Genomic DNA, 19,805 nt, shown 5'->3' with positions numbered 1-19,805 from the left:
TGACGCCTGTGTCATGTGTCGCGGTGCGGCTTATAACGCCTTGCGCAAGGTGAGGTTGATTCGGCATTCGCCGGTGGCCGGGTGGTGGCCATTAGCTATTGGAGCCACGCCATGATAGGCCAGCCGCGAAGGGCCGCCCCAGACCGCAACGTCGCCATGCGCTAACCGATAACGTTGCGGCTTGTTGCTGCGCCGGTTGCCGCCGAATAAGAAAATGGCGGGGAGGCCGAGGGAAACGGATACAATGGGCGCATTGATGTCTCGCTCGTTACGGTCCTGATGCAGGGATAGCCGTGTGCCGGGTTGGTAACGGTTGATGAGGCAGGCGTCGGGAATAAAATCGGGGAAGCCGGCTGTGGCGGCCGCTTGCTTGGCTAGCTGCCGAAATACCTCAGGCATGCTCGGCCAAGGTTTTCCTGTGTCGGGATCGGTGCGCTGATATCGATAACCGTGAGCATCGCTGACCCAGCCCGCCGTGCCGCAGTTCGTCATCGCCGCTGACATGCGATGCCCACCCGGCGTTAGCATATGGCGAAACGGCGCTTGTACAGCGACTTGCCTTGCCGCATCCAGTAAGGTGTCGGCTATCTCGCTGACGAAGCCGTGTAAAAGCCATGCACCGGGCGCTATCCGCTCTTCTCGCGGTTGGCCGTCGAATAAATCGTCCATTGTCGTCGCCCGCTAGGCCGAAGAAGTTCGCCCATCATTTTACGCGACCCGCTCATTCTGCAAGGTCTCTTGCAACCAATCGTAGATACGTTGCTGTGCTAGTAGGGGCGCGCCGACCTGACAGTGGTCGCCGGCGCCTTCGTTGCGCGTAAACAACATGAAGGTTTTTGGGCACTGCAAAGCATCGTACAGGCGCTGCGCCTGGCCTGGGAAAGCATGTTCCTCTTCACCGTCGATCACCAGCATGGGGCAAGCGATCTGGCCCGCAACGTTCGACAATTCGTAGTCCATCGCTTTCAGCATCCAATCGGCTGGGGACTCTGCATGAAACGTAAACATGCCATTAGCGAGTCCCCACCGGGCGTCGGTGTCGTTGGCCATAATCACCTTCGCTTCGTCGTTGTAGCTTGCCTTATGCGCCTTGAGCCAGGCAACGAATTCTGCTCGGGGTATATCGGCGGGAAGTTTGCTTCCCATAAAGTCGAATACGCCGCCGTTAGCAATGCAGGCTGCAAGACGCGACTCGAAGGCCGCGGCGCGCGGCGCGAGATAGCCACCGAAACTAATGCCTTCTAGCGCAATGCGTTGAGGGTCGACCTCAGGTCTGGTTAAGGCGTAGTCCACCACAGCTTCGACCACGAATTCCCAATCGGGGCGGAAGGGAAGCCCTTGGAAGCGGATAACTTGACCTTGGCCTGGACCTTCGAAAGTAAGGCAATTCATTCCCCGCTTAGTGGCCGCGACGGCATGCCCATGTAGTTCTTCGATGGAGCCGTCGAATCCGGTCTGGAGTAATAGCGTGGCTTGCGGGTAGCCGTTTGCCTCGGCTTTATAGAACCAGCCGGGTAGAGTGGTTTCCAGATACGGAATACGGGCCGGTTCGGGCGGTTGCGGGAGGCGTTCGATCGCTTGTCGGAAGCACTCCATGTTAGCTGTGTAATACTCGCGAATGCGAGGGTCCGCGGGGTTTTCATGGAGGAAGAATTCGGCTGCCCGGTAATAGCTCGCCGCCCGCATGTAGGCTTCCCGAGCACTGACTGTGCGACCTGCCCGAGCGCACCGCTCGGCGCTGGCGTGAATGCGTTGCGCCGTTGCTAGCCAAGCGTTGGTCCAGCTTTCGAAGTTGCCTTCGTCGATTCGACGGGCGGTGGCTAAACACTCGCCGACGTCGGTTTGTCCCAGGGCGGCCGCCCCCAGAAGGCGTAAGGTTTGAAAGGAAAACTGCGTATCTTTGAAAACCACGTCCATGACGTTCACCGACCTTCCCTATTAGCAGGTTGCTGAAAAGTCCATTGATGGACTTTTCAGCTCGCAGCGCCCCGGTACAGGCCCAGGGCGCGCTAACAGGTCGCTGACAACGATTTTTCAGCGACCTGTTAGGGGATTGAGAAAGCCCCTGCCGGATTTTTTCTTTCTTACAGTTTGCCGCCTCATGGCAAATTACTGTGCTGCACTATCAGTTTTTGGTGACGAAGTAATGGCATGCCAAGTTTCGGGTGCAAGCGGCAGAATCTTAATACCTTGCGAAATGTATGTTTATTGCCTGGTATTTGTTTATTTCGTGGTTGTTTCGGCGACGTTACCGCGGGTGTTTTAAAAATTAGCGAAGCCTATACATCCACCGAAGGAGCATCATGTTCTTCTTCCTAAACGGCGTATTGGACGGCGCGGCTCTCCTTCCTAGGTACGTTCGGCCTGTGCGGGCGAAGGCGTTTTGTTCCTAAGCGGCTTTTTCTCGAAAGCTTTATCTGGCCCAAGGATGGAGGGGCAGAAGAATGACAATGCGAGGATTCGTATTGGCCGGGCTCTTGGCCATGGTATCTGTAGGAGGCGAAGTATCTGCGGAGGAGGTAGCGACCGGATGCGATTGTGGCTCTACCGATGCAGCCGCTCCCTGCACGGGAAACGCTCTGTACGTGCGAGTCGACGCCACACGGCGCGGCAGTCATAGCGATGCCGTTTTCGAGTGGGAGTTTAACGCCAACGGCGGACTCGCCTATTGCGGTCAGTTCGCTAACGGCGACTACTGGATTGCGCCCCGGCCGCCGGGGAAAGTGTCGAAATTACGGCTATACACGGTAATGGATCGATCAGCGCCGACGCGAATCCAGTCATGGAAAGCTTGGGTTTATTGGACGGTTCGAATAATTACGGGAATTATCGTGCCGATGAAAACATCGTGCCCGCTTTGCCCATGAGCTTTACGGGCATTACCTCGCTGGTTGCGGCCAAGCAGCGTAATGAGGCTCAGGATGGCAATTGCGGGGCGAATGCGATTCGAGGCGAGTGTGTCGATGCCTACAACGTGGTGACAGTCCTGAACGAAGTACCGCCTAATGCGGGCAGGGATATGATTCGGCCTAATATCAGCGGAAGCGATAAAAAGCTGATCCGTTTCTGCGATCTTGACCTATCCAGACTGCCGCAGAGCGACTTACTGCGGGGGACCGATGCAGACGGTTTGGAGAGAATCCGCCAACGATGGTCCCATAGTACCGAAGTATTCAGCATGCGGAACTATCCCGCCGGTTCTTTCTCCGAAGCCGGGCGAGCCTACCGGGCCCATATTCTGCATCACGACTACGGCTCTGGTATGGCCCAGGCCTTCAACAACGACCTCTTCGCGCTCCTTTCGTCGGATAACGGCATAGAGGAAAAAAAGCGGCCCTGGCTGCCATGGTGACGTATGGACTCGATATCTACCACGCGCGCTATAACCCGCCGGAAGGTTTGGTTCGGAGTTGGAGTTCTGGAGCCGGGCAGTGGAACGGTCAGTTTCTACCTCCCGTTTTTGCCGCTGCTTTGCTAAGAGATTCTTTTTACGCCAATAATCTACGTCAAGTTGCCGACAATGTGCATGCCGATGAAGTGTGGTTGCGCGGGCCGTCCGAGCTTCGACAAATCAACCCCGGACAACATGGCGTTCACCTATGGGGCGACGAGGCAAAGATTCCCGAGCAGAAAGAAAGCGACTACTGGGGGAACTTACTGCGTTCGCAGTGCTTCGATGGCGCCACCGGGGATTGTAACCCCGGGTTTGGGGCACGTACTCAGCGCGACCCCTACGGTTATATCGACGGTCCGGCAAATCGTCCCGGGGACGATTATGCGGGAATCACAGGCGGTGTGCAGCGAGCGCTGGTTGCGACCATGTTCTTGATGCCGGAAGTTTGTGGAATTATTAATCACCGGCCATTAGTAGAATACGTCGATAGACTGCACAACCACGGTATACATACGTCTCTAGACGCCTGCGCGGGGCCCGACCCGCGAGAGGATTTCGATACGTGTAACCCCTTCAGCTCTAGGGATACCCGATGCGAGTATTATCGGGTGACCTGGGGGCCGGACCCTGCCAATCCGGGCCAATGTATTCGCGGTGCCGGACGCTTTACTCAGTACGATCAAAGGCCGATACGATTGTTATATACGAGCCATCAGGTTGAGGCGAACTGGGAGCAGTTAAGAGGCACCGATGCATTTTGTCGCTTGCCTGACGGAAACGAGATGATACAAGCTGTATATTAGTATTTGTTAATTCATTGCTGCCGGCCCAAACGACTGGGCCGGCGGGTTGTTTGATGTAGTGCTCATGGAAGGTTCTGCTGGTTTTTGCTCTACCTTGGAGGGGGCTTGCAAGGTGGCCTATCGCGGACACTTTCCATGTTTAAGTATTGTTTGTTTATTCTCGCCGTCGTACTGAGTCTGCCGGCTTCGGCGACTGTTGTGTTGACCGGGGAAGGCTTCCAGAATCTCAATGGCCAGCTTAATTATCTTGAAGACCCAGACCGCCGCCGGACGCTGAGAGATGTCCGCCAAGACGCAGATTCTTGGCAAGCAGCGGAGCAGGTTTTTAATCAAGGTTTCAGCCGTTCGGCCTGGTGGCTACGGCTTCGTATCGTTAACCCCGCTACTCAACCTCAGAGTCGTCTACTCGAACTCGCCTACCCGCTGTTGGATTACGTCGATGTCTATGTATACGGCGAGGACAAGCTCATCGACTACTATCATATGGGGAGCGCTTTACCCTTCGCCGCCCGCCCTTATAACAGCCAAAATTATCTCGTGCCGCTTCGCTGGGAGGGGCAGGAGCAACTTGAAATTTACCTAAGAATCGACACCGTTGGCGCCGTGCGGGCGCCGCTTTTCTTATGGGATGCGCCAACGTATGCCCTGAGTAAGGGGGTTCGGGGTGCGGTTCACGGTGTTTTCCTTGGCGCTTTAGGCGTCTTTTCTCTCTACAATTTGTTGCTTTTCTTTGCCGTCAAAGGGCTGAGTTATCTGTATTACGTTTGTACTCAGCTTTGTTTATTGGCGCTGATTACCAGTTATACAGGATTTGGCTTTGCGGTTCTGTGGCCTGAAACGCCGGCTTTTAACGATTACGTAATTCCTTTAGCTATATTCGGAACGGTTGCTTTTGGAGGCTTGTTCACCAACCGGGTGTTGAGCTTAAGGTATGTTGCCAAGCGCGCATCGCAGGCGCTGTTGGTAATTGTAATGCTCGCGGTGGTATTGGCGGCATTTGCTCTTGTTCTGCCTTATAACCTAAGGCTCGGCGTCGGCCTTGTTTTTGCTATGGGGCCGTTCTCTTTTACCTAGGGCTTGGGATTTATTGTTGGGCTAAAGGCGGTTCCGCTGCGCGTGTTTATACGGCCGCACTACTGGTCGGATTTCTCGGTTTCGTGCCCGCTACTTTGTCCGCCATAGGCAGTATGTCGTTCAACTGGAGCATACTGATCGTGTCTTTAACCGGAGCGTTAGGGACCGCTTTATTGATGTCGTTCGCCATGATGGTTCGGATCAATGACGAGCGACGGTTGCGGCAGCAAGCACAGGAGCAAGCGTTAACAACCACGCGGCGAGCGAACGCACGGTTAGAGGCAACGATTCGCGAGCGGACGCGCGAACAAGAAGCGCTTACCGAGCGCTTGCGGGCATGGAGCTACACCGACTCCCTAACCGGGGTCAGCAACCGACGCCAACTCGAGTGGCGGTTGACGGAAATCTGGCAAACGCAGGCGCAAACCGGAGGCGGCGTTTCTGTTATGTTAATCGACCTCGATCATTTCAAAACGATTAACGATGACTATGGTCACGCCATCGGCGACGTGTGCCTCCGAGCGGCTGCCGAGCGCATCGCAGGTTGCATCAGGCATCAGCATGACGAAGTAGCGCGCTATGGCGGCGAGGAGTTTTGCGTTGTTTTGGTCGATGCCGAATGGCCATCGACGTTAGACGTTGCAGAGCGTATCCGGCACGAAGTTAGACGCAAACCTGTTGTCGTCGATCAGGTTGCGATCGAGCTTTCGGTCAGCATCGGCGTTGCGGCTGGTTCGCCGCAGCAAGACGCTTCCTACCAGGCGCTGCTGCATCGCGCCGATCAGGCTTTATATGCGGCAAAATCGGCGGGACGCAACCGCGTGCGGCCGATGGCGGAGGATGTCGTTCCGTGAAAAGGCTGACGACTCTCCTGCTGAGTATGCTGATATCAGCGTCAGCGCAGGCTGGCGTATTGTCGCTAGCGGAAGGAGACGATCGTTTGGCCTTAGACGAATACGTTTTCTACCTGGAAGATGTCGATGCGGACTTAACATTTACCGAGATCAGGTCCAGCACCGCCTGGCAAGCTAACGAAAGCACCTTTAATGCAGGGTATAGCGCGTCCGCTTGGTGGTTCAGGCTGGTGCTCGACAATGCCTCGGAGCGTTCGTTAGAGCGTTGGCTGGAGTTGAGCGCGCCATTATTAGACTCTGTTCATGTTTATGTTGTCGAAGCGGATAAGCTTGTTAGCCGTTATCGCTTCGGTGCATTGCAGCCTTTCGAGGAAAGGTTGCTCCCGCACGAGAACTTTATTGTCCCTCTACGCTGGGAGCCAGGCCAAAGGTTAGAAGTCTACCTGCGGGTTCAGGCGGCAAAATCCCTCGAAGCCCCTATGGCGCTTTATACGCCGAAGGCGTTTGCCGAATACGACTATCGCCGTAATGCAGCGAAAGGTTTGTTTCTTGGCGCCATGTTGCTGATCGGTTTGCAGAACCTGTTGCTGTTCGGCTCATTTCGGGATCGGGCTTATCTCTTCTACGTCGGTTTTGTCATTTCGATGGCGCTGTTCCTTACTACCCTGACAGGGTGGGGCTTTCGCTTCTTATGGCCTGCTGCGCCCGTGTGGAACGAGAAGGCGATACTGCTCGGCATTTGTCTTGTTAGCGGGTTTGGACTCGCGTTTATCCGCAACCTGTTCGGGCCCCACGTACAGTCTCTACTTTTAACGCGAATTTACCGATTAGCGTATGGCGTGACCGGGTTCGGCATGCTGGTGGCTGTCATCGCGCCGTATTCCCTCGGCCTGCCGTTTGCGCTGTTACCGGCTGTAATGGCCTCTGTCATTGGTATTACGGTTGGTATCTTGGCGTGGCGGCGAGGCGTCGCCATAGGGAAGTACTTTACCCTGTCGTGGGCTCCGGTTTTTCTCGGAGTGTTCATCGTGATTGGCCTGAAACTTGGGTGGTTACCGGCCAATGTCGTCACCAGGAACGCATTGTTCGCCGGGGTTGGCTTGGAAATGCTGCTGTTTTCTCTGGCCTTGGCTACGCGTATTAACGCTGAGCGCAGGGCCCGTTTATTGGCGCAGCGCCAAGTTCTGGAGACTGAACGTAAAGTAAAGGAAGAGCTGGAAGAGCGTGTTGCGCAACGCAGCCGAGAGCTTGATCAGCTCAATGAGCAGCTACGTATATTAAGTACTACCGATGAATTAACCGGCTTGGCAAACCGTCGTATTCTGGAGTCGAGGTTGGCGGAGCTATGGAGGGACAATAAACGGAAGGGACGCTATCTGGCGCTTATCTTCGCCGATATCGATTGGTTTAAAGCCGTCAACGATACGCATGGTCACGCGGTCGGCGATGCCGTGCTGCAAGGCGTTGCCGATCGTATCCGAGAAGTTGTGGAGGCCTTGGGTGGTCTGGCCGCCCGCTACGGGGGAGAAGAATTCTGCATTCTATTGCCCGGCTACGGCCTGGCGGTTGCGGCGGCCGCAGCTGAGCGCATACGGGTAAGCGTCGGCGAAGCCGTTTATCCTGCGCACGGGTTGAAGATTGGGGTAACGTTAAGCCTAGGCGTTGCTGCACGGGTACCCGATACCAGGGCGACCTATCTCTCTTTACTGCAACAAGCCGACCAGGCTTTGTATAGAGCGAAAGCGGCCGGCCGCGATCGCGTCTGCACGCCCGATGCCTAGCGCTTAACGCACGATGGCGAATCCAACGCGCGCCGTCAGCGGTGTTCGACGGTTGTAATCGAGTAGCGTTTCGCCGTAGCCTTCGAAGACTTGGAAATAAATATAGGCTCCTGTACGGCCGAAAATTCGAGGGCGAATGGGGATGGAGACATCCAGCTGGCCGGTGTGATTGCCGCCTATACCATAACGATAAGCGACTTGGGCAACCCAGCTATCGTCATTGCCGTAGCGGACGACGAAATCGCCGTAGCCTCGGTAACGGTCAACATCGCGATTGTGCGAGCCGGTGACCAGATAGGCATAAAACTTTGGCGCAAGAATCAGCTCTCGCTCGAAAACGTCGGTTGCGAAACCAGGCTGAATAAACAGGGTGTCGATGCTACGCGATGCCTCCTCGTCCTCGCCGTTGGATTCGTGTTCTAACCCGACACGGAGAATGTTGGCTTGGTTTTTGTCGGTGATTCGAGCCCGTTCCCAGAAGATGCTGGGTCGGTGAACGGTGTCGCGGAACGGGTAGGAGTCCTCGCTGAGATCCCATAGCGATTCTTGGGTATAGGCGAAGTGGACGTTCGTGAGCCAAGCAAAACCGTTTCCGTCGACCATTTCCGGATCGAACAGCCGATACTTGAAGCTTAGCTGTATACGCGCTGTTAGGTCGTCGCCGCTATGTCCGCCGACAAGGAAGTACATCGGCTCATGAACGGTTAGGGCCGGTTCTTCATTGTTAGCGAGTTGCTCCCGCACCGTAGGCGGGACGTCGCTGTTGTCGCGTGTCCGGTGCTCCGCGCTGCTAGCATGAGCCAGAGGCGTACAAATGAGTAGTAGGCCGCAGCATAGACCGAGCCGTGCAGGGCGAAGCATTAAGGCCGACATACTGACAGATGCCCTTCTCGTGAAGATTGCAGGCCTTAGCGCGCCGAGCATAGTGCAAATTTGGCTTGCTGCCCAACGCATTGGTCTGCGATAAGTGCGATAGTGTATCAGTAGTTGTGGGAGCGGTGGTGGCGGTGCGCCGTGACGGAGCGCTGCGCCCGGCAATCGAAATGTGATCGACCGCTTGTCCCATAATAAAGTTTTGGGGCAGGTTCGAATGTTTGTGGCTGCGAAATTAGTCCGTTCGCGCTAGCATAGAGCGTTACCGGACGCAACCGGTCGCCAGCTGCAACAGTGGTAGTGAGATCAAGTAAAGTAGACACGTGCGCGCCAGTGAAGGGTGTGCTCACGCAGTGCGAGGCAAGCTTTGAACGGATCGTTATCGAGCGGCTCTGCCGAGTCTGCTCCACATGCAGTGGAGGAGATGTTGGGGGTGCCCGGCTTAGAAGCCATGCTGGAGGCATTGCCGCATCCGGTCGCTCTTCTTAATGAAGCAGGCATATTATTACACGCAAATAAAGCCTTGTGGGAGTTGTTCGGTGAAGGCGCTGCCGCAATGGTGGGTGCCTCGCTCATCGAACTATCGCCGAACCCGCGGCACCGGGAGCAATTACGGCACGAACTTGCGGAAACTCAACCCTCGCCCGTGACCGCGCAATTTACCGTTGCCGACGGTCAGCAACGCTGGATAAGGTTCGATTGGTTTCGGCATCGCTGCGCAACGGGTATCGGTGCTTGTTTGGTCGATGTTACCGAGCAATGCGAACTACAGCGGGTAAAACAGCGCTATCGAGCCATCATCGATAATACGCCGGAGGCGGTCGCCCTCCTTGGGCGCGATCAGCGGTGGCTGGATCAGAATCGTGCTCAACTAGAATTGCTGAAGGCGACAGGCGTCGACGACGCCGATGAGTCGGGCCCCCAGCGCTTCTACCAAGCGATCGACGACGCCGACAAAGCCGGTGTTATTCGGGCTGTCAATAATGCGTATCATGGCCGTTCGTCGCGTATGCAATACGCCGTGCGCAGCGTCCGCGATGACGAGTCGCTAGTGCTTGATGTCATTATGGTGCCCGTCTTTATCGAAGGCGAGTTGGAAAGCGTCTTTTCTTTAAGCCGCAACATTACCCGCGAACACCGCTTGCAACGAGAATTGCGCGAGAGCGAGGAGCGTTTCCGTAGCTTATTCGAACACGCGCGCGATGCCGTCCTGCTATTTGACGAGGACCAGAAAATCGTCGCGGCGAACCCCGCAGCCGCCGAATTGTTCGCATGCTGTCCGGGCGAGCGCACCGTTGCCGAATTACTAGACCCGGGAGAGCAGGCCTTGCCGGGTTGGTGGCAAGAATTACAGCAGGAAGGCGTTTGCCGAGGCCAGTTATGGGCTTTGCAGCCGGATGGCGGTCGAACGCCGGTAGAGTTCAGTGCCGCCGCGTTTATCGGTTGGGAAGGTCGCTCTGCCTACAGTATTTCCCTTCGCGATATCAGCGAGCGTTTAGAGTCTGAGCGGCGCCTAAGGGAAAGCGAGCAATATTTCCGTACGCTGTTCGAGATGAATCCTTATGCCGTTGTGCTGACCGATCCCAAAGGTCTGATAGTGGCCACCAATCGTGCCCATGTACAACTCTCCGGTTATGAAACCGAAGAGCTCAAGGGGCGCTATTTGCCGGAGGTTACCAAGCCTTCCGACTGGAAGACGGCCGTTGACAAGCTCGCGGAGGCGGCAACGCGCGAAGCGGAGGTTCATCGGCTTTGGACACGAAAAAAGGCGGCGAGTGGTGCTGTGTCGATGCGGTGTCCGCACCGTTGGTCGTCGATGGTAATGGCGTTGGGGTGGTGGTGATCGTTAAAGACGTCACCGAGCAGGTGGCCGCCGAGCGACGGTTACAGGTGAGCGAAGAGCGCTACCGAAGCCTTGTTCAGAATAGTCTTGATGGGATTATTTTACATGTCGATACCGGCGATCTTGCGGATGCCGAAGTGCTGGCGGCGAATCCGGCGGCGTGCAAAATCCTCGGTTATACGGAAGAAGAGCTGATTCGAGGGGGAACGGCGCTCTTTTTCCGTCCCGACGACACAGACCGGCGATTTCACAAGGTGTTATCGGAGTTCCGCAGAACGGGGCTTTATCAGGGCGACCTGGTGTACTGGCGAAAGGACGGCGTGAAACTGCCGGTGGAAGTGGCAGCGAGTATTTTCAATGGCGCGGACGGCCGTCGCGTATGCAGTGTGAACTTCCGCGATATCACCGAACGTCAACGAGTGCAGCGCGAACTGCGGCAGTCGCGCGAGCAGATTAGGACTATGTGGAGCATGTTGCACTCGGTGCGCGAGGAGGAGCAGAAACACCTCGCCCGCGAGCTACATGACGAGCTGGGCCAACTGATTACCGCCATTAGGCTTGAAATCGGCATGTTGAAACGGTTGCCGACACCCCTGGATCAGCAGCAGGTACGCGATAAGCTGATGGATCTAGAGGTCATGGTGGATGCCACGCGCGATGCGAGCCGCCGCATTGCTGCCGGTTTGCGGCCGCGAGCGCTCGACGATATCGGCTTGGCCGGTGCTTGCGATTGGTTGATAAATGAGTTTGGCCGTACCAGCGGAGTTCCCCATTATCTGCATCTGAGCCATACCGAATTTCTACTGAGCAGCGAGGTAGCCACGGCCGCGTTTCGCGTTGTGCAGGAAGCGCTAACGAATGTCGCCCGGCATGCGAGAGCGACGCGGGTCGATGTGACATTAACGCTATACGAAGAGCGTTGTTTCCGCCTTCTGATCGAAGACAACGGCAGCGGCTTCGATCAAGAAGGGCTTGAACCGAAAGCGTCTTTTGGCTTGCGCGGTATGCGTGAGCGTATTCATATGCTGAACGGGCACCTGGAAGTGCAGAGCCGGCTGGGGCAGGGGACGCGGGTGACGGCGGAAATTCCTCTCGCCGGCGATGTTTTTCGTGACGAGGTGTCAACGAAGCGCCGCATTGTAAGTACACACGTTTTGCATTCTGCTCTTGCCTGGCGTCGGTGCCGGGCGAGCCCTGCCTGACCGTCATATCTTATTCGTCTTGCGCTCGACGCGAACGCAAACCCTGTCCACGTATTGTTGCTCCTTCTGCTGATGGCGCCGGCTTGCCTCGCTTGCGCCGTAGCTGCCCCGGTGTGAGCTATGTCCTCTTGCAAGAGGCAATGAGAATAATTACTATTTGCGAACAAGATGGAGATGCATTCGTAATAGCGATCACTTTTATTAGGCTGTTCGTAGGTAGCGACTTTGGGGGTACAACAATCCATGCAAGACGGCGGTAAACGTTCGGAAACCGGCACGAACAAGTATTCCTTTGTCCCGGTAAAAACGCTGCTCTTATTAGCCGCCGCGGGCGGCCCGGGGTTGGCCGTGGCGGAAAGCGGCAGCGAGGCGTATTTAAGCCCTCTCGTCGTTACTGCGGGCGGTTTCGAGCAGGTCATCGAGAATGCACCGGCAAGCATTACGGTGATTACTCGCGAGGAGTTGCAGGAGCGTCGAGTTGGCAGCGTGGCCGAAGCATTACAGGATGTGGAAGGCATCGACGTAGGCGCGCCGCTTGGGAAAACCGGGGGCATGGACATTCGCATGCGCGGCATGCCCAGCGACTACACGTTGATTCTGATCGACGGCCGACGCCAAAATAGCGCGGGCGACGTGACGCCGAACGGCTTCGGCGAAACGCAAACGAGTTTTATGCCGCCGGTGTCGGCCATCGAGCGCATTGAAGTCGTGCGCGGTCCGATGTCCACGCTTTATGGCTCCGATGCGATGGGCGGCGTTATTAACATTATCACGCGTAAAGTGAGTCCGGAATGGACGGGAACGCTCGATCTCGACAAGACCATTCAGCAGGACTCGCAGTTCGGCGATAGCTCCACCGCCTCGATTTACGCGACCGGGCCTTTGCTTGAAGACCGGCTCGGCCTGCAATTGCGCGGTCGCATGTTTAATCGCTCCGCCTCCCAAGTTACCTACCGGGAAGACGACGGTACAGAGGCTCAGCCTTCCATGGGACACAACCCCGTCTCGGCGCGCAATTACTCCTTGGGCGGGCGGCTGACGTTTGTGCCGAATCAGGCGAACGAGCTGTGGCTGGACGTCGAGCGCTCGCGCCAGAGCTACGACAATTCGGACGGTCAACTGGGGCGGTTAGGCAGCGGTGGCTATGCGACGAAGCAGCGCTTCAACCGAGACCAAATCGCCATCGGCCATACGGGGCGCTACCGGCTGGGCGAGCTGGAATCCAGCCTGATGCAAAACACCACCGAGACGATCGGGCGTACGATTCCGCCGGAAACGCCGGGAGCCGAAGACGGCGCACCGCGTATCTTGGAAACGGAGAATCTGGTATTCGACACCAAGCTGGTGGCGCCGGTCGGCGAGCGCCACATGTTCACTGTCGGCGGTCAATGGTGGCAAGCGGAGATGGAAGAGGGCGTTGCCGACGACCGTTTCGAGCAGACACAGTGGGCACTGTTTGCCGAAAACGAATGGTACTTGCTGAATAACCTTGCCTTAACGCTAGGAGCGCGGTACGACGAGCACGATGCGTTTGGTAGTCATCTAAGCCCCAGGGCGTATCTGGTTTGGAATACGACGGACACGCTAACGCTAAAAGGCGGTGTCTCGCAGGGATACAAAACGCCTAACCTAGAGCAGTTGCACGACGGTATCTACGGCTTTGGGGCGCAGGGCCACCTGCCGTTTCTGGGCAACCCGGATCTTAAGCCGGAAACCAGCACCAGCACGGAAATCGGCGCGCAGTACAACAACCGGCGCGGGTTCAGCGCGGCGTGACAGTATTCTACAACGAGTTTGAAGACAAAATCGCGTCGATGGATATCCCAAACTGCCGGGTCAACAACGTACCGGGCTGTGTCGATATCGGCGAGTGGCCGGTTATCAATGATCCAAGTCGAGAATATGACAGCTTCCCGTCCCGCACCAACGTCGATGAGGCCGTAACCCGTGGTGTCGAGGTCTCGACGCGGGTGCCGCTGGGAGAGGCCTGGGCGTTAACCGCCAATTACACCTACACCGATAGCGAGCAGAAAAGTGGCCCGAATGCCGGCGACCCGTTAACCGACACTCCCAAACACATGGTTAACGCGATGCTGCGCTGGCAGACCACTGAGCGTTTAAACACCTGGTTGCGTGGCGAGTACAGCAGCAAACGCCACCGTGCGACGGGGCCGGGCACGCCGCAGTCTGAGGTCGACGAATTGGGCGATTTCCGCGCCTATTCCTTGTTCCACCTTGGGGCCGGCTACCGGGTTGCGGAGAACGTCACGGTCAATGCTGCGGTGTACAACATGCTAAACAAAGACTTCGTCGATTACCGGAGTTATGAGGACGGCGCCAGGTACGGCAACGTGTATGCCAATAACTTGGAAGGGCGTCGTCTCTGGTTGTCTACCAGCGTGACCTTCTAAGCACATGCTAAGCAACGAGTGATCCCCTGGGGGGGGCCAGAAAGCGCGCCTGCCCAGGCATTGGGGCAGGCGTTTTTGCTTGTCGGTCTCGCTGAGGAGAGGTCCGCTGCTCGTTGTCGGCGGCAAGATTAAAGTATCGGGTATCGCTTCCGGTGTTTGCTTCGGGTGGGCGTAAGTCGCTTTACTTTGAAATATTTCCTGCCCCGCACTCGGCTAGGTGTGGAGTCGCCGGTGCCGAGCCTGCCCCCTGAGTATGCAGCGCCTCGCGTAGACACTTCCCACAGGCCCCTAAATTAGGACAGGAAATATTTCAAAGTAACCGGGCATCAGACAGAGCGTCCTGCTCCGTGGGTTGGGGCCTGATGCCCGGCCTGCGATACGTCCTGGTACCGCTTGCGAATCCTGGGGCTTCCTGCCCTATGCCTGCCCTGGCTGACGCGCCTCCCTTCCCGGTCCTTTCGGGTCGCCATCGCTCCGGAAGTAACGAGGAGAAGCTTAATGGAAGCAGGTAGATTCGTCTGTAAGAATATTCTGATATTTGATGTAGGTGATATCGCACAGGTGTCGGCAGCGGCTTACCGCTGCGGGGCCGGCTTAGTGTTGGCGTATGCCCGTAGGCGATCGATTCAAGCTTCTAACTCTAGCGCTTCATAGTGGTATTCGCAGAGCACCGTAAAGTCGCGACCCAGCTCCACCGTAAAGCCGGGTGCTCCGCAGCGCTGACAAACCGGCCGTAGTGAGGGCGGCCGTCGTTTGCGGGTTTTATCGAGAGAGGTTTTTTGGTTGCGGAGGTTCGTTTCATTGCTCACTGTTCACTCTTGAAGTCGTCGTCCCATAGGTTCTCCAAGTCGTTCACCAAGGGGTTTAGCCATTTCTCGGGCAGCGGGCTTTCTACGTCGATGCGGTCTTCGTTGTCCAATGGGGCAGGGTGTAGAGCGACCTCCAGCCAACCTCGGATAGCTGTTTGCAGCCAACATGCGGTATGCAGCCCGAAACCGGCGTCCAGTGTCGGTTCGTCCGGCGTTGCCCCATGCCGGCGTAGATGGAGGTGAGCGTGCGCTTGGCGACCGAAGGCATATAGCGTCCAGGGCGTATCGCCGATGGCGCAGTTTAGCGGCGGTTGTTTAGCGGGCGGAGTCTTGTCGTCCTCCATAAGCGTTGCGCAGAAGCTGTCGAGGGCATCGGCTAGCTGTTGCGCGGCCGTCAGCGGAAGCCGAATACGGTGTTGAATCGAGCCCAGATCCGGCGCCGCATCGCTGTGGAGGATCTCGATAAGCGTTTGGACCTCGTCATGGTGTGCTGTGGGAGCAACGACGAGGAGGTCGACGCGGTGGCCGCCGAAGCGATAATCGCAGCGCTGTCGTTCCTCGCCGTTATGTGAGCGTGCGATTTCCTGTGCCGCCGCCAAGTATTCGGCCGAATGGGTACAGTGACGGTGCGAAAACCACTCTCTGAGTTCGCCGCAAGCGCGCTCTACATCCTCCCGGTTCCAGGCTTTGCTGGGCCGGCCCGGCTTGTTGGCACCGCTGCCCACGTAGGGGTTGCGGACCTGGCGGTTGTCGTTGATTTGAAAGCGGTTGCTTGGCAGGCGTGAGAACGCTTCGTTCAGATGTCGCCCCATGTGCGGGTGGCCGCTTATATGGCCGGTTTTGATACGGGCAATTAAGGGCCCGTTATGGCGCTCTAAATGATGGCTAAAGATAATGCCGCGTCCCACCGCCCCGGCTGCCGCTAGGCTATCGAGCACATCGTCGCGAACGATTCCGCGGCTCCAGCCGGCCAGTTGATGATGGGTGTGCGGGTCGTGCGTGGGTAACGCGATCATGGTGCCGAAATTCTGTAATAAGGCATTAACGCTCGCAATGTCGCCGTCGGCGCGGTGGAGCAATGAGGCAACGCCTTGAGTGGCGACAATATTGATATGCCCATATTCTCGGGAAGATTCGAACCAAGCGGCATCGTCGAGAGAGCCGCTGCTAATGGCGTCGCCCTGCAGAGCGAGATGGCGTTGGAATTCGTCGGCGAGAAGAAAGGTGAAACGTTCGCTCCCGTACCCTTCGAGTCGAGCGTTGCTTCGCGAGATAACGGCTTGCATCATGCGCTGGCGTAAGAGCCGGGCGACGAGATGGCTGGTGTCCCCGAATAAGCGCATCGGCATATCGAGAACGACCACTTGGCATTCCTCGTAGAGGAGCTGTTCGAAGTCGCATTGAGCGTTAGGATCGCAGAGCTGGCGTCGAATCGCCGGATTGGCCGAGAATGGGCTAAGCGCGCTCACTAGCTGGTTGGTGTGCCATGCGTATTGGCGCTGCACGTCGGGGTGGTCGGGCGTTAATCGTGCCAGTTGCGAGGCGCCGGCGGCAAGGATGGAAATGCGTTTTGCCTGACTGCGTCGAGCCTAAGGGCAAAGGAGTGGGGTATTTTCTCTCGCGATGCCACCCAACGATCGAGTTCGCGACAGAAGCGGCTTGGTTGAAACAGCGCTTGGTAGATGAGGTCTAGTGTCGGTGCTTGTCGGTATCGGAGCCAGTGATATTCGAAAACCAGCGTTGCATCTTGGACGGCCATCGAACCCCAATAGGGGTCTTTTTCGTTTTTGGGGCGGAGCTGCTCGATTAAGGCTTGGAAAGCTGCGGCGGTCATGCCGGCGAGCAGATTGATGGGGCGCGATAGCCGCGACGCACCGACCAGCGTTACCCGTTTCGGATAGCGTTTTACAAGCGCGGCGTAGTCTTCCTTGCAGTCAAGCACGAGCCCGGAGCAGCCTTTTTCGATAAGCCGCTCCAGCGCGGGTTTCATGATGCCGGTGGATTTGCCCATGCCTGTGAGGCCGAAAACGATCACGTTGCGGCATGCATCTTCGAATGCTAGCTCAACCGTTTGCGTAAGTGCTCCCTCCAGCGGGCGAACGCCGGTCGCGGTTGGTGTTGCGCTTGCCCACAGACCCGCATGCGGTGCTTGTCCTTCGCCTTGAAACACTAACAAGGGCTGATTCGCCAGGCTCATTCGTCACCTTTTAGGGTGCCACGTAGGCGCGCCACCTTGATTGTTGGGGTTTCGGTAGCCGGGTGCTGGAAAGGAGGGAAAGAGGCCTAAAGATTCAGGTCTACCGATAGCGGTAGACCGTGCCTCCCCCCTAAAGCACGTTCTAGAAAACACCGATCAGCGTTTTCTTAAGTGTGGCATATTCTAGCGTGCGGAGGCGAAGCGCGATCTGTGCACAGTGTCCCGGTTTCGGCAATTGAGCAGAAATTTACGATTACCCTTTGCACTCTGCCTCCGGTACCTGTATATTGCGCACCTGTCAGTTGCGGGGTGGAGCAGTCTGGCAGCTCGTCGGGCTCATAACCCGAAGGTCGCAGGTTCAAATCCTGCCCCCGCTACCAGTTTAGAAAAAAGGCCGCGAAAGCGGCCTTTTTTCGTTCCTCGCCTTATTCTAAAAAAATAGTGAGAAGCAGGCATGGCGCAAACCCAATGGTTGGTCGACGGCCCTGCCGGGGCGTCGACAACAGTCGTGTTAGCCCATGGCGCCGGTGCGGCTATGGACAGCGAATTTATGAACGTAGTTGCGCAGGGGCTGGCCGGGAGCGGATTACGTGTTGTTCGTTTTGAGTTCCCCTATATGGTGAGGCGGCGTGAGGACGGTCGAAAACGACCGCCGGACCGTCAGCCGGTGTTGTTGGACTGTTGGCGCGCTGTCGTGCAGGAGTGGCGAGATAGTTCGAAGCTGATCATCGGCGGTAAGTCGATGGGGGGCGGATGGCGAGTTTAGTTGCCGACGAGTTGGGCGTTGCCGGTTTGCTGTGTCTCGGTTACCCGTTTCATCCGCCGGGAAAGCCCGATCGATTGCGTATCGAACATCTTCAATCGCTTGCTACTCCCGCCTTAATCCTGCAGGGCGAGCGCGACGCGTTCGGGCGTCGCGATGAAGTTCCGGCTTATCCTTTGTCGGAGCAGGTGCGTATTGCCTGGGTGCCCGATGGCGACCACTCGTTCAAACCCCGCAAATCGGCCGCTACCACCGAGCGAGATAACCTAGCCTTTGCCGTCGAGACAGCCGCTGCTTTCGTTGCGCAGCTGTGAGCTTATCTCGATTTCGTGACGGAAACCACGTAGCGGGGAGTTTGTTCCGCGTTTAAATGGTCTAACTTGTAAGTTAGTGGATCAGCAAACTGCTTTGTGATCTGCTAACGGTTCGTCTCACTGAGCGGCAATCGAGCGCGTATGCGTTCCAGGAGGGCGAATGGGTAACGTAGTACCATTTAGGCGGCGTACCAACTCCGCTACAAGCGAAGAGCCCGGTCATACCTTAGAGCTTCTGGTTGAAAATTGGGGGCAAGGAGACGCCGAGCTGGAAGAGGCCATTCGCCAGGATTGCGGGGAGCTGCTGGAACGGTTCAGCATCTTACCGTCCCTGTCTTTGGAGCTGCCGGTCGTTGAAAACCTAGATGATGACGATCAGGTAGAGTTGGCCGACGCTCTATGCGTACAGATCAATGAGTGGGCCCAGGAGTGGCACTCTAGGATGTTGTTGGAAATGCTGGGCACCGAGATCTTACGCTTGCGCGAGCTTTACGGTTACGAAACCTCACCGCAGTAGTGCCGACTGACTATCGATAATGGGGCGCCTCCTCGCGCCCCGTTTTCTTTATCTATTACGGGAGGGTCTTCCCTCCGCACCTTGTTTCATCTCCTTGTTTGTCCGTTCATCGCCCGCAGAAAAAGAGCTTGTAAGTTATAGATTGGCTGGAGCGTCCCATGAAAAGTCTGGCTGCTGGGATCGCCGCGGCGGGTATGGCTGTCTGGGTTTCCCATACCCTTCGAAACCGCGCCGCCGAGGCAATGGGTATCTACCATGGCGAAGACGCCGTTTCCGCTCGCATTACAGGGGCGGATCTTGTCCATCCGCCAGGATTGCCGGTGATCGGCAAGTGGATGCTGGATCCGGATTTGAGTCCCGCGCATTGGTTAGGAGAGCGTTATCGAGCCAAGCGGTTGCGTGAGCCTATCAATGTGTTGTTGCTGGACCGTGTCGCCGCTTCCGAACAACAGGCCAGGCAGCGCTTGTCGGCGGCCATGGCCGCGGCCGGTTACCCTAGTCGCGAGGGGCACTCCAGCGGCTACAGAGGGTACATAGGCACTAAAACCTACCCGCAGCTGCCGTCTAAGCGCGAGCATGCTTTCTCTAACGAGCCTTTTGAAGTGAATAACAATCACGGGCGGGTATTCGGGCCGCGAGCCGGTGCTCGTGGTTTTCTATTTATTGCCGCTTTTAGCCGAGAGCATGTCGATCCTTTACGGAAGATCAAGCACGGCTACGCATCGTTTAACCAAGCCCGGGATCATGTCGCCTCCAAACTCGACGAACAAGGCGCCTATAGGCTCCGAGGCTTCGTGCATCTTCGTAATTCAATCGTCAACGATACCGCCGTATGCACCGGCGATCACGATGGTATGGCGGCGTTGTTGATAGCCGAAGCGAGCTGAATCAGGCATAGTCGCTACAGAGCGTTGCTAAGCTGTTTTCGGTGTTGTCGCCTGGAGTTCGTGCGACGCCAATGCTTGCGCCT

General features: G+C 56.9%; 17 protein-coding genes, 1 tRNA gene and 1 pseudogene. 13 read left to right on the top strand and 6 right to left on the bottom strand.

Annotated features, from left to right (window positions below; translation table 11 throughout):
- Positions 1-30: 30 nt before the first annotated feature.
- Together alkB and CAI21_RS09940 are read right to left on the bottom strand one after the other, a co-directional pair.
- Positions 31-669 (bottom strand): DNA oxidative demethylase AlkB, encoded by a 639-nt coding sequence (gene alkB / locus CAI21_RS09945; protein ID WP_116302145.1) that lies wholly within the window; start codon positions 667-669, stop codon positions 31-33.
- A 39-nt stretch (positions 670-708) separates the two neighbouring features.
- Entirely contained in the window at positions 709-1,917 is a 1,209-nt protein-coding gene (locus CAI21_RS09940) for an alpha/beta hydrolase family protein (protein WP_116302144.1), read from the bottom strand.
- Between the two features lie 865 nt (positions 1,918-2,782).
- On the opposite strand from CAI21_RS09940, the gene CAI21_RS09935 reads away from it, so the two are divergent.
- The 5 genes from CAI21_RS09935 (at position 2,783) to CAI21_RS09915 (ending at position 7,906) form a co-directional block, all read left to right on the top strand.
- Positions 2,783-3,352 (top strand): hypothetical protein, encoded by a 570-nt coding sequence (locus CAI21_RS09935; RefSeq protein ID WP_116302143.1) that lies wholly within the window; start codon positions 2,783-2,785, stop codon positions 3,350-3,352.
- Complete coding sequence (locus CAI21_RS09930; RefSeq protein WP_116302142.1) at positions 3,346-4,197, top strand: hypothetical protein; 852 nt, start codon at positions 3,346-3,348, stop codon at positions 4,195-4,197. Before CAI21_RS09935 ends, CAI21_RS09930 begins: the two co-directional genes overlap by 7 nt.
- Positions 4,198-4,332: 135 nt before the next feature.
- Positions 4,333-5,271 carry a 7TMR-DISM family protein gene (locus tag CAI21_RS09925; protein ID WP_116302141.1) on the top strand — a complete coding sequence of 313 codons (939 nt, stop codon included), beginning with the start codon at positions 4,333-4,335 and terminating at the stop codon, positions 5,269-5,271.
- Positions 5,272-5,411: 140 nt separating this feature from the next.
- A complete protein-coding gene (locus CAI21_RS09920; RefSeq protein WP_181919360.1) occupies positions 5,412-6,125 on the top strand; it encodes a GGDEF domain-containing protein in 714 nt (237 codons plus the stop codon).
- Positions 6,122-7,906: a sensor domain-containing diguanylate cyclase gene (locus CAI21_RS09915; protein WP_116302139.1), complete on the top strand. Its 1,785-nt coding sequence runs from the start codon at positions 6,122-6,124 to the stop codon at positions 7,904-7,906. Before CAI21_RS09920 ends, CAI21_RS09915 begins: the two co-directional genes overlap by 4 nt.
- 3 nt (positions 7,907-7,909) lie before the next feature.
- Here the strand turns inward: CAI21_RS09915 and CAI21_RS09910 are convergent, their stop codons facing one another.
- The gene (locus CAI21_RS09910) at positions 7,910-8,779 is read right to left on the bottom strand and encodes a phospholipase A (protein WP_181919359.1); all 870 of its coding nucleotides are present in this window, start codon (positions 8,777-8,779) and stop codon (positions 7,910-7,912) included.
- A 367-nt stretch (positions 8,780-9,146) separates the two neighbouring features.
- On the opposite strand from CAI21_RS09910, the gene CAI21_RS09905 reads away from it, so the two are divergent.
- The 4 genes from CAI21_RS09905 (at position 9,147) to CAI21_RS23810 (ending at position 14,235) form a co-directional block, all read left to right on the top strand.
- Positions 9,147-10,622 (top strand): PAS domain-containing protein, encoded by a 1,476-nt coding sequence (locus CAI21_RS09905; RefSeq protein WP_147305085.1) that lies wholly within the window; start codon positions 9,147-9,149, stop codon positions 10,620-10,622.
- Complete coding sequence (locus tag CAI21_RS09900; RefSeq protein ID WP_116302136.1) at positions 10,532-11,824, top strand: PAS domain-containing sensor histidine kinase; 1,293 nt, start codon at positions 10,532-10,534, stop codon at positions 11,822-11,824. Before CAI21_RS09905 ends, CAI21_RS09900 begins: the two co-directional genes overlap by 91 nt.
- A gap of 225 nt (positions 11,825-12,049) precedes the next feature.
- Entirely contained in the window at positions 12,050-13,600 is a 1,551-nt protein-coding gene (locus CAI21_RS09895) for a TonB-dependent receptor domain-containing protein (protein WP_220347911.1), read from the top strand.
- Positions 13,597-14,235: a TonB-dependent receptor domain-containing protein gene (locus CAI21_RS23810; RefSeq protein ID WP_220347902.1), complete on the top strand. Its 639-nt coding sequence runs from the start codon at positions 13,597-13,599 to the stop codon at positions 14,233-14,235. The genes CAI21_RS09895 and CAI21_RS23810 overlap by 4 nt, the downstream gene beginning before the upstream one ends.
- A 626-nt stretch (positions 14,236-14,861) precedes the next feature.
- Here CAI21_RS23810 and CAI21_RS09890 read toward each other — a convergent pair.
- Genes CAI21_RS09890 through CAI21_RS09880 form a run of 3 tightly spaced genes read right to left on the bottom strand, consistent with a single transcriptional unit; the run spans position 14,862 to position 17,241 of the window.
- Positions 14,862-15,044, bottom strand: coding sequence for a hypothetical protein (locus tag CAI21_RS09890; RefSeq protein ID WP_116302135.1), 183 nt, complete (start codon positions 15,042-15,044; stop codon positions 14,862-14,864).
- Positions 15,041-16,549, bottom strand: a complete 1,509-nt coding sequence (locus CAI21_RS09885) for a hypothetical protein (protein ID WP_116302134.1) — start codon at positions 16,547-16,549, stop codon at positions 15,041-15,043. Before CAI21_RS09885 ends, CAI21_RS09890 begins: the two co-directional genes overlap by 4 nt.
- A 17-nt stretch (positions 16,550-16,566) precedes the next feature.
- Positions 16,567-17,241, bottom strand: a complete 675-nt coding sequence (locus tag CAI21_RS09880; RefSeq protein WP_116302133.1) for a helicase HerA domain-containing protein — start codon at positions 17,239-17,241, stop codon at positions 16,567-16,569.
- A gap of 303 nt (positions 17,242-17,544) precedes the next feature.
- On the opposite strand from CAI21_RS09880, the gene CAI21_RS09875 reads away from it, so the two are divergent.
- The 4 genes and pseudogenes from CAI21_RS09875 (at position 17,545) to CAI21_RS09860 (ending at position 19,722) form a co-directional block, all read left to right on the top strand.
- Positions 17,545-17,621, top strand: a tRNA-Met gene (locus CAI21_RS09875).
- 74 nt (positions 17,622-17,695) lie between these two features.
- Positions 17,696-18,318 (top strand): annotated as a pseudogene (locus tag CAI21_RS25935) (alpha/beta family hydrolase).
- A gap of 160 nt (positions 18,319-18,478) precedes the next feature.
- Positions 18,479-18,835, top strand: a complete 357-nt coding sequence (locus CAI21_RS09865; RefSeq protein ID WP_116302132.1) for a hypothetical protein — start codon at positions 18,479-18,481, stop codon at positions 18,833-18,835.
- Between the two features lie 158 nt (positions 18,836-18,993).
- Complete coding sequence (locus CAI21_RS09860) at positions 18,994-19,722, top strand: hypothetical protein (RefSeq protein WP_116302131.1); 729 nt, start codon at positions 18,994-18,996, stop codon at positions 19,720-19,722.
- The last annotated feature ends 83 nt before the right edge of the window (positions 19,723-19,805 follow it).

This window comes from Alkalilimnicola ehrlichii, assembly GCF_003399765.1.
Classification (GTDB): Bacteria; Pseudomonadota; Gammaproteobacteria; order Nitrococcales; family AK92; genus AK92.
This window is presented reverse-complemented; position numbering and strand designations above follow the sequence as displayed.

Coding starts and splice junctions, on each gene's coding strand:
- alkB (WP_116302145.1), bottom strand. CDS start 669: ATGGACGATTTATTCGACGGCCAACCGCGAGAAGAGCGGATAGCGCCC.
- CAI21_RS09925 (WP_116302141.1), top strand. CDS start 4,333: ATGTTTAAGTATTGTTTGTTTATTCTCGCCGTCGTACTGAGTCTGCCG.
- CAI21_RS09865 (WP_116302132.1), top strand. CDS start 18,479: ATGGGTAACGTAGTACCATTTAGGCGGCGTACCAACTCCGCTACAAGC.
- CAI21_RS09910 (WP_181919359.1), bottom strand. CDS start 8,779: ATGTCGGCCTTAATGCTTCGCCCTGCACGGCTCGGTCTATGCTGCGGC.
- CAI21_RS09940 (WP_116302144.1), bottom strand. CDS start 1,917: ATGGACGTGGTTTTCAAAGATACGCAGTTTTCCTTTCAAACCTTACGC.
- CAI21_RS09880 (WP_116302133.1), bottom strand. CDS start 17,241: ATGAGCCTGGCGAATCAGCCCTTGTTAGTGTTTCAAGGCGAAGGACAA.
- CAI21_RS09935 (WP_116302143.1), top strand. CDS start 2,783: ATGGAAAGCTTGGGTTTATTGGACGGTTCGAATAATTACGGGAATTAT.
- CAI21_RS09860 (WP_116302131.1), top strand. CDS start 18,994: ATGAAAAGTCTGGCTGCTGGGATCGCCGCGGCGGGTATGGCTGTCTGG.
- CAI21_RS09930 (WP_116302142.1), top strand. CDS start 3,346: ATGGTGACGTATGGACTCGATATCTACCACGCGCGCTATAACCCGCCG.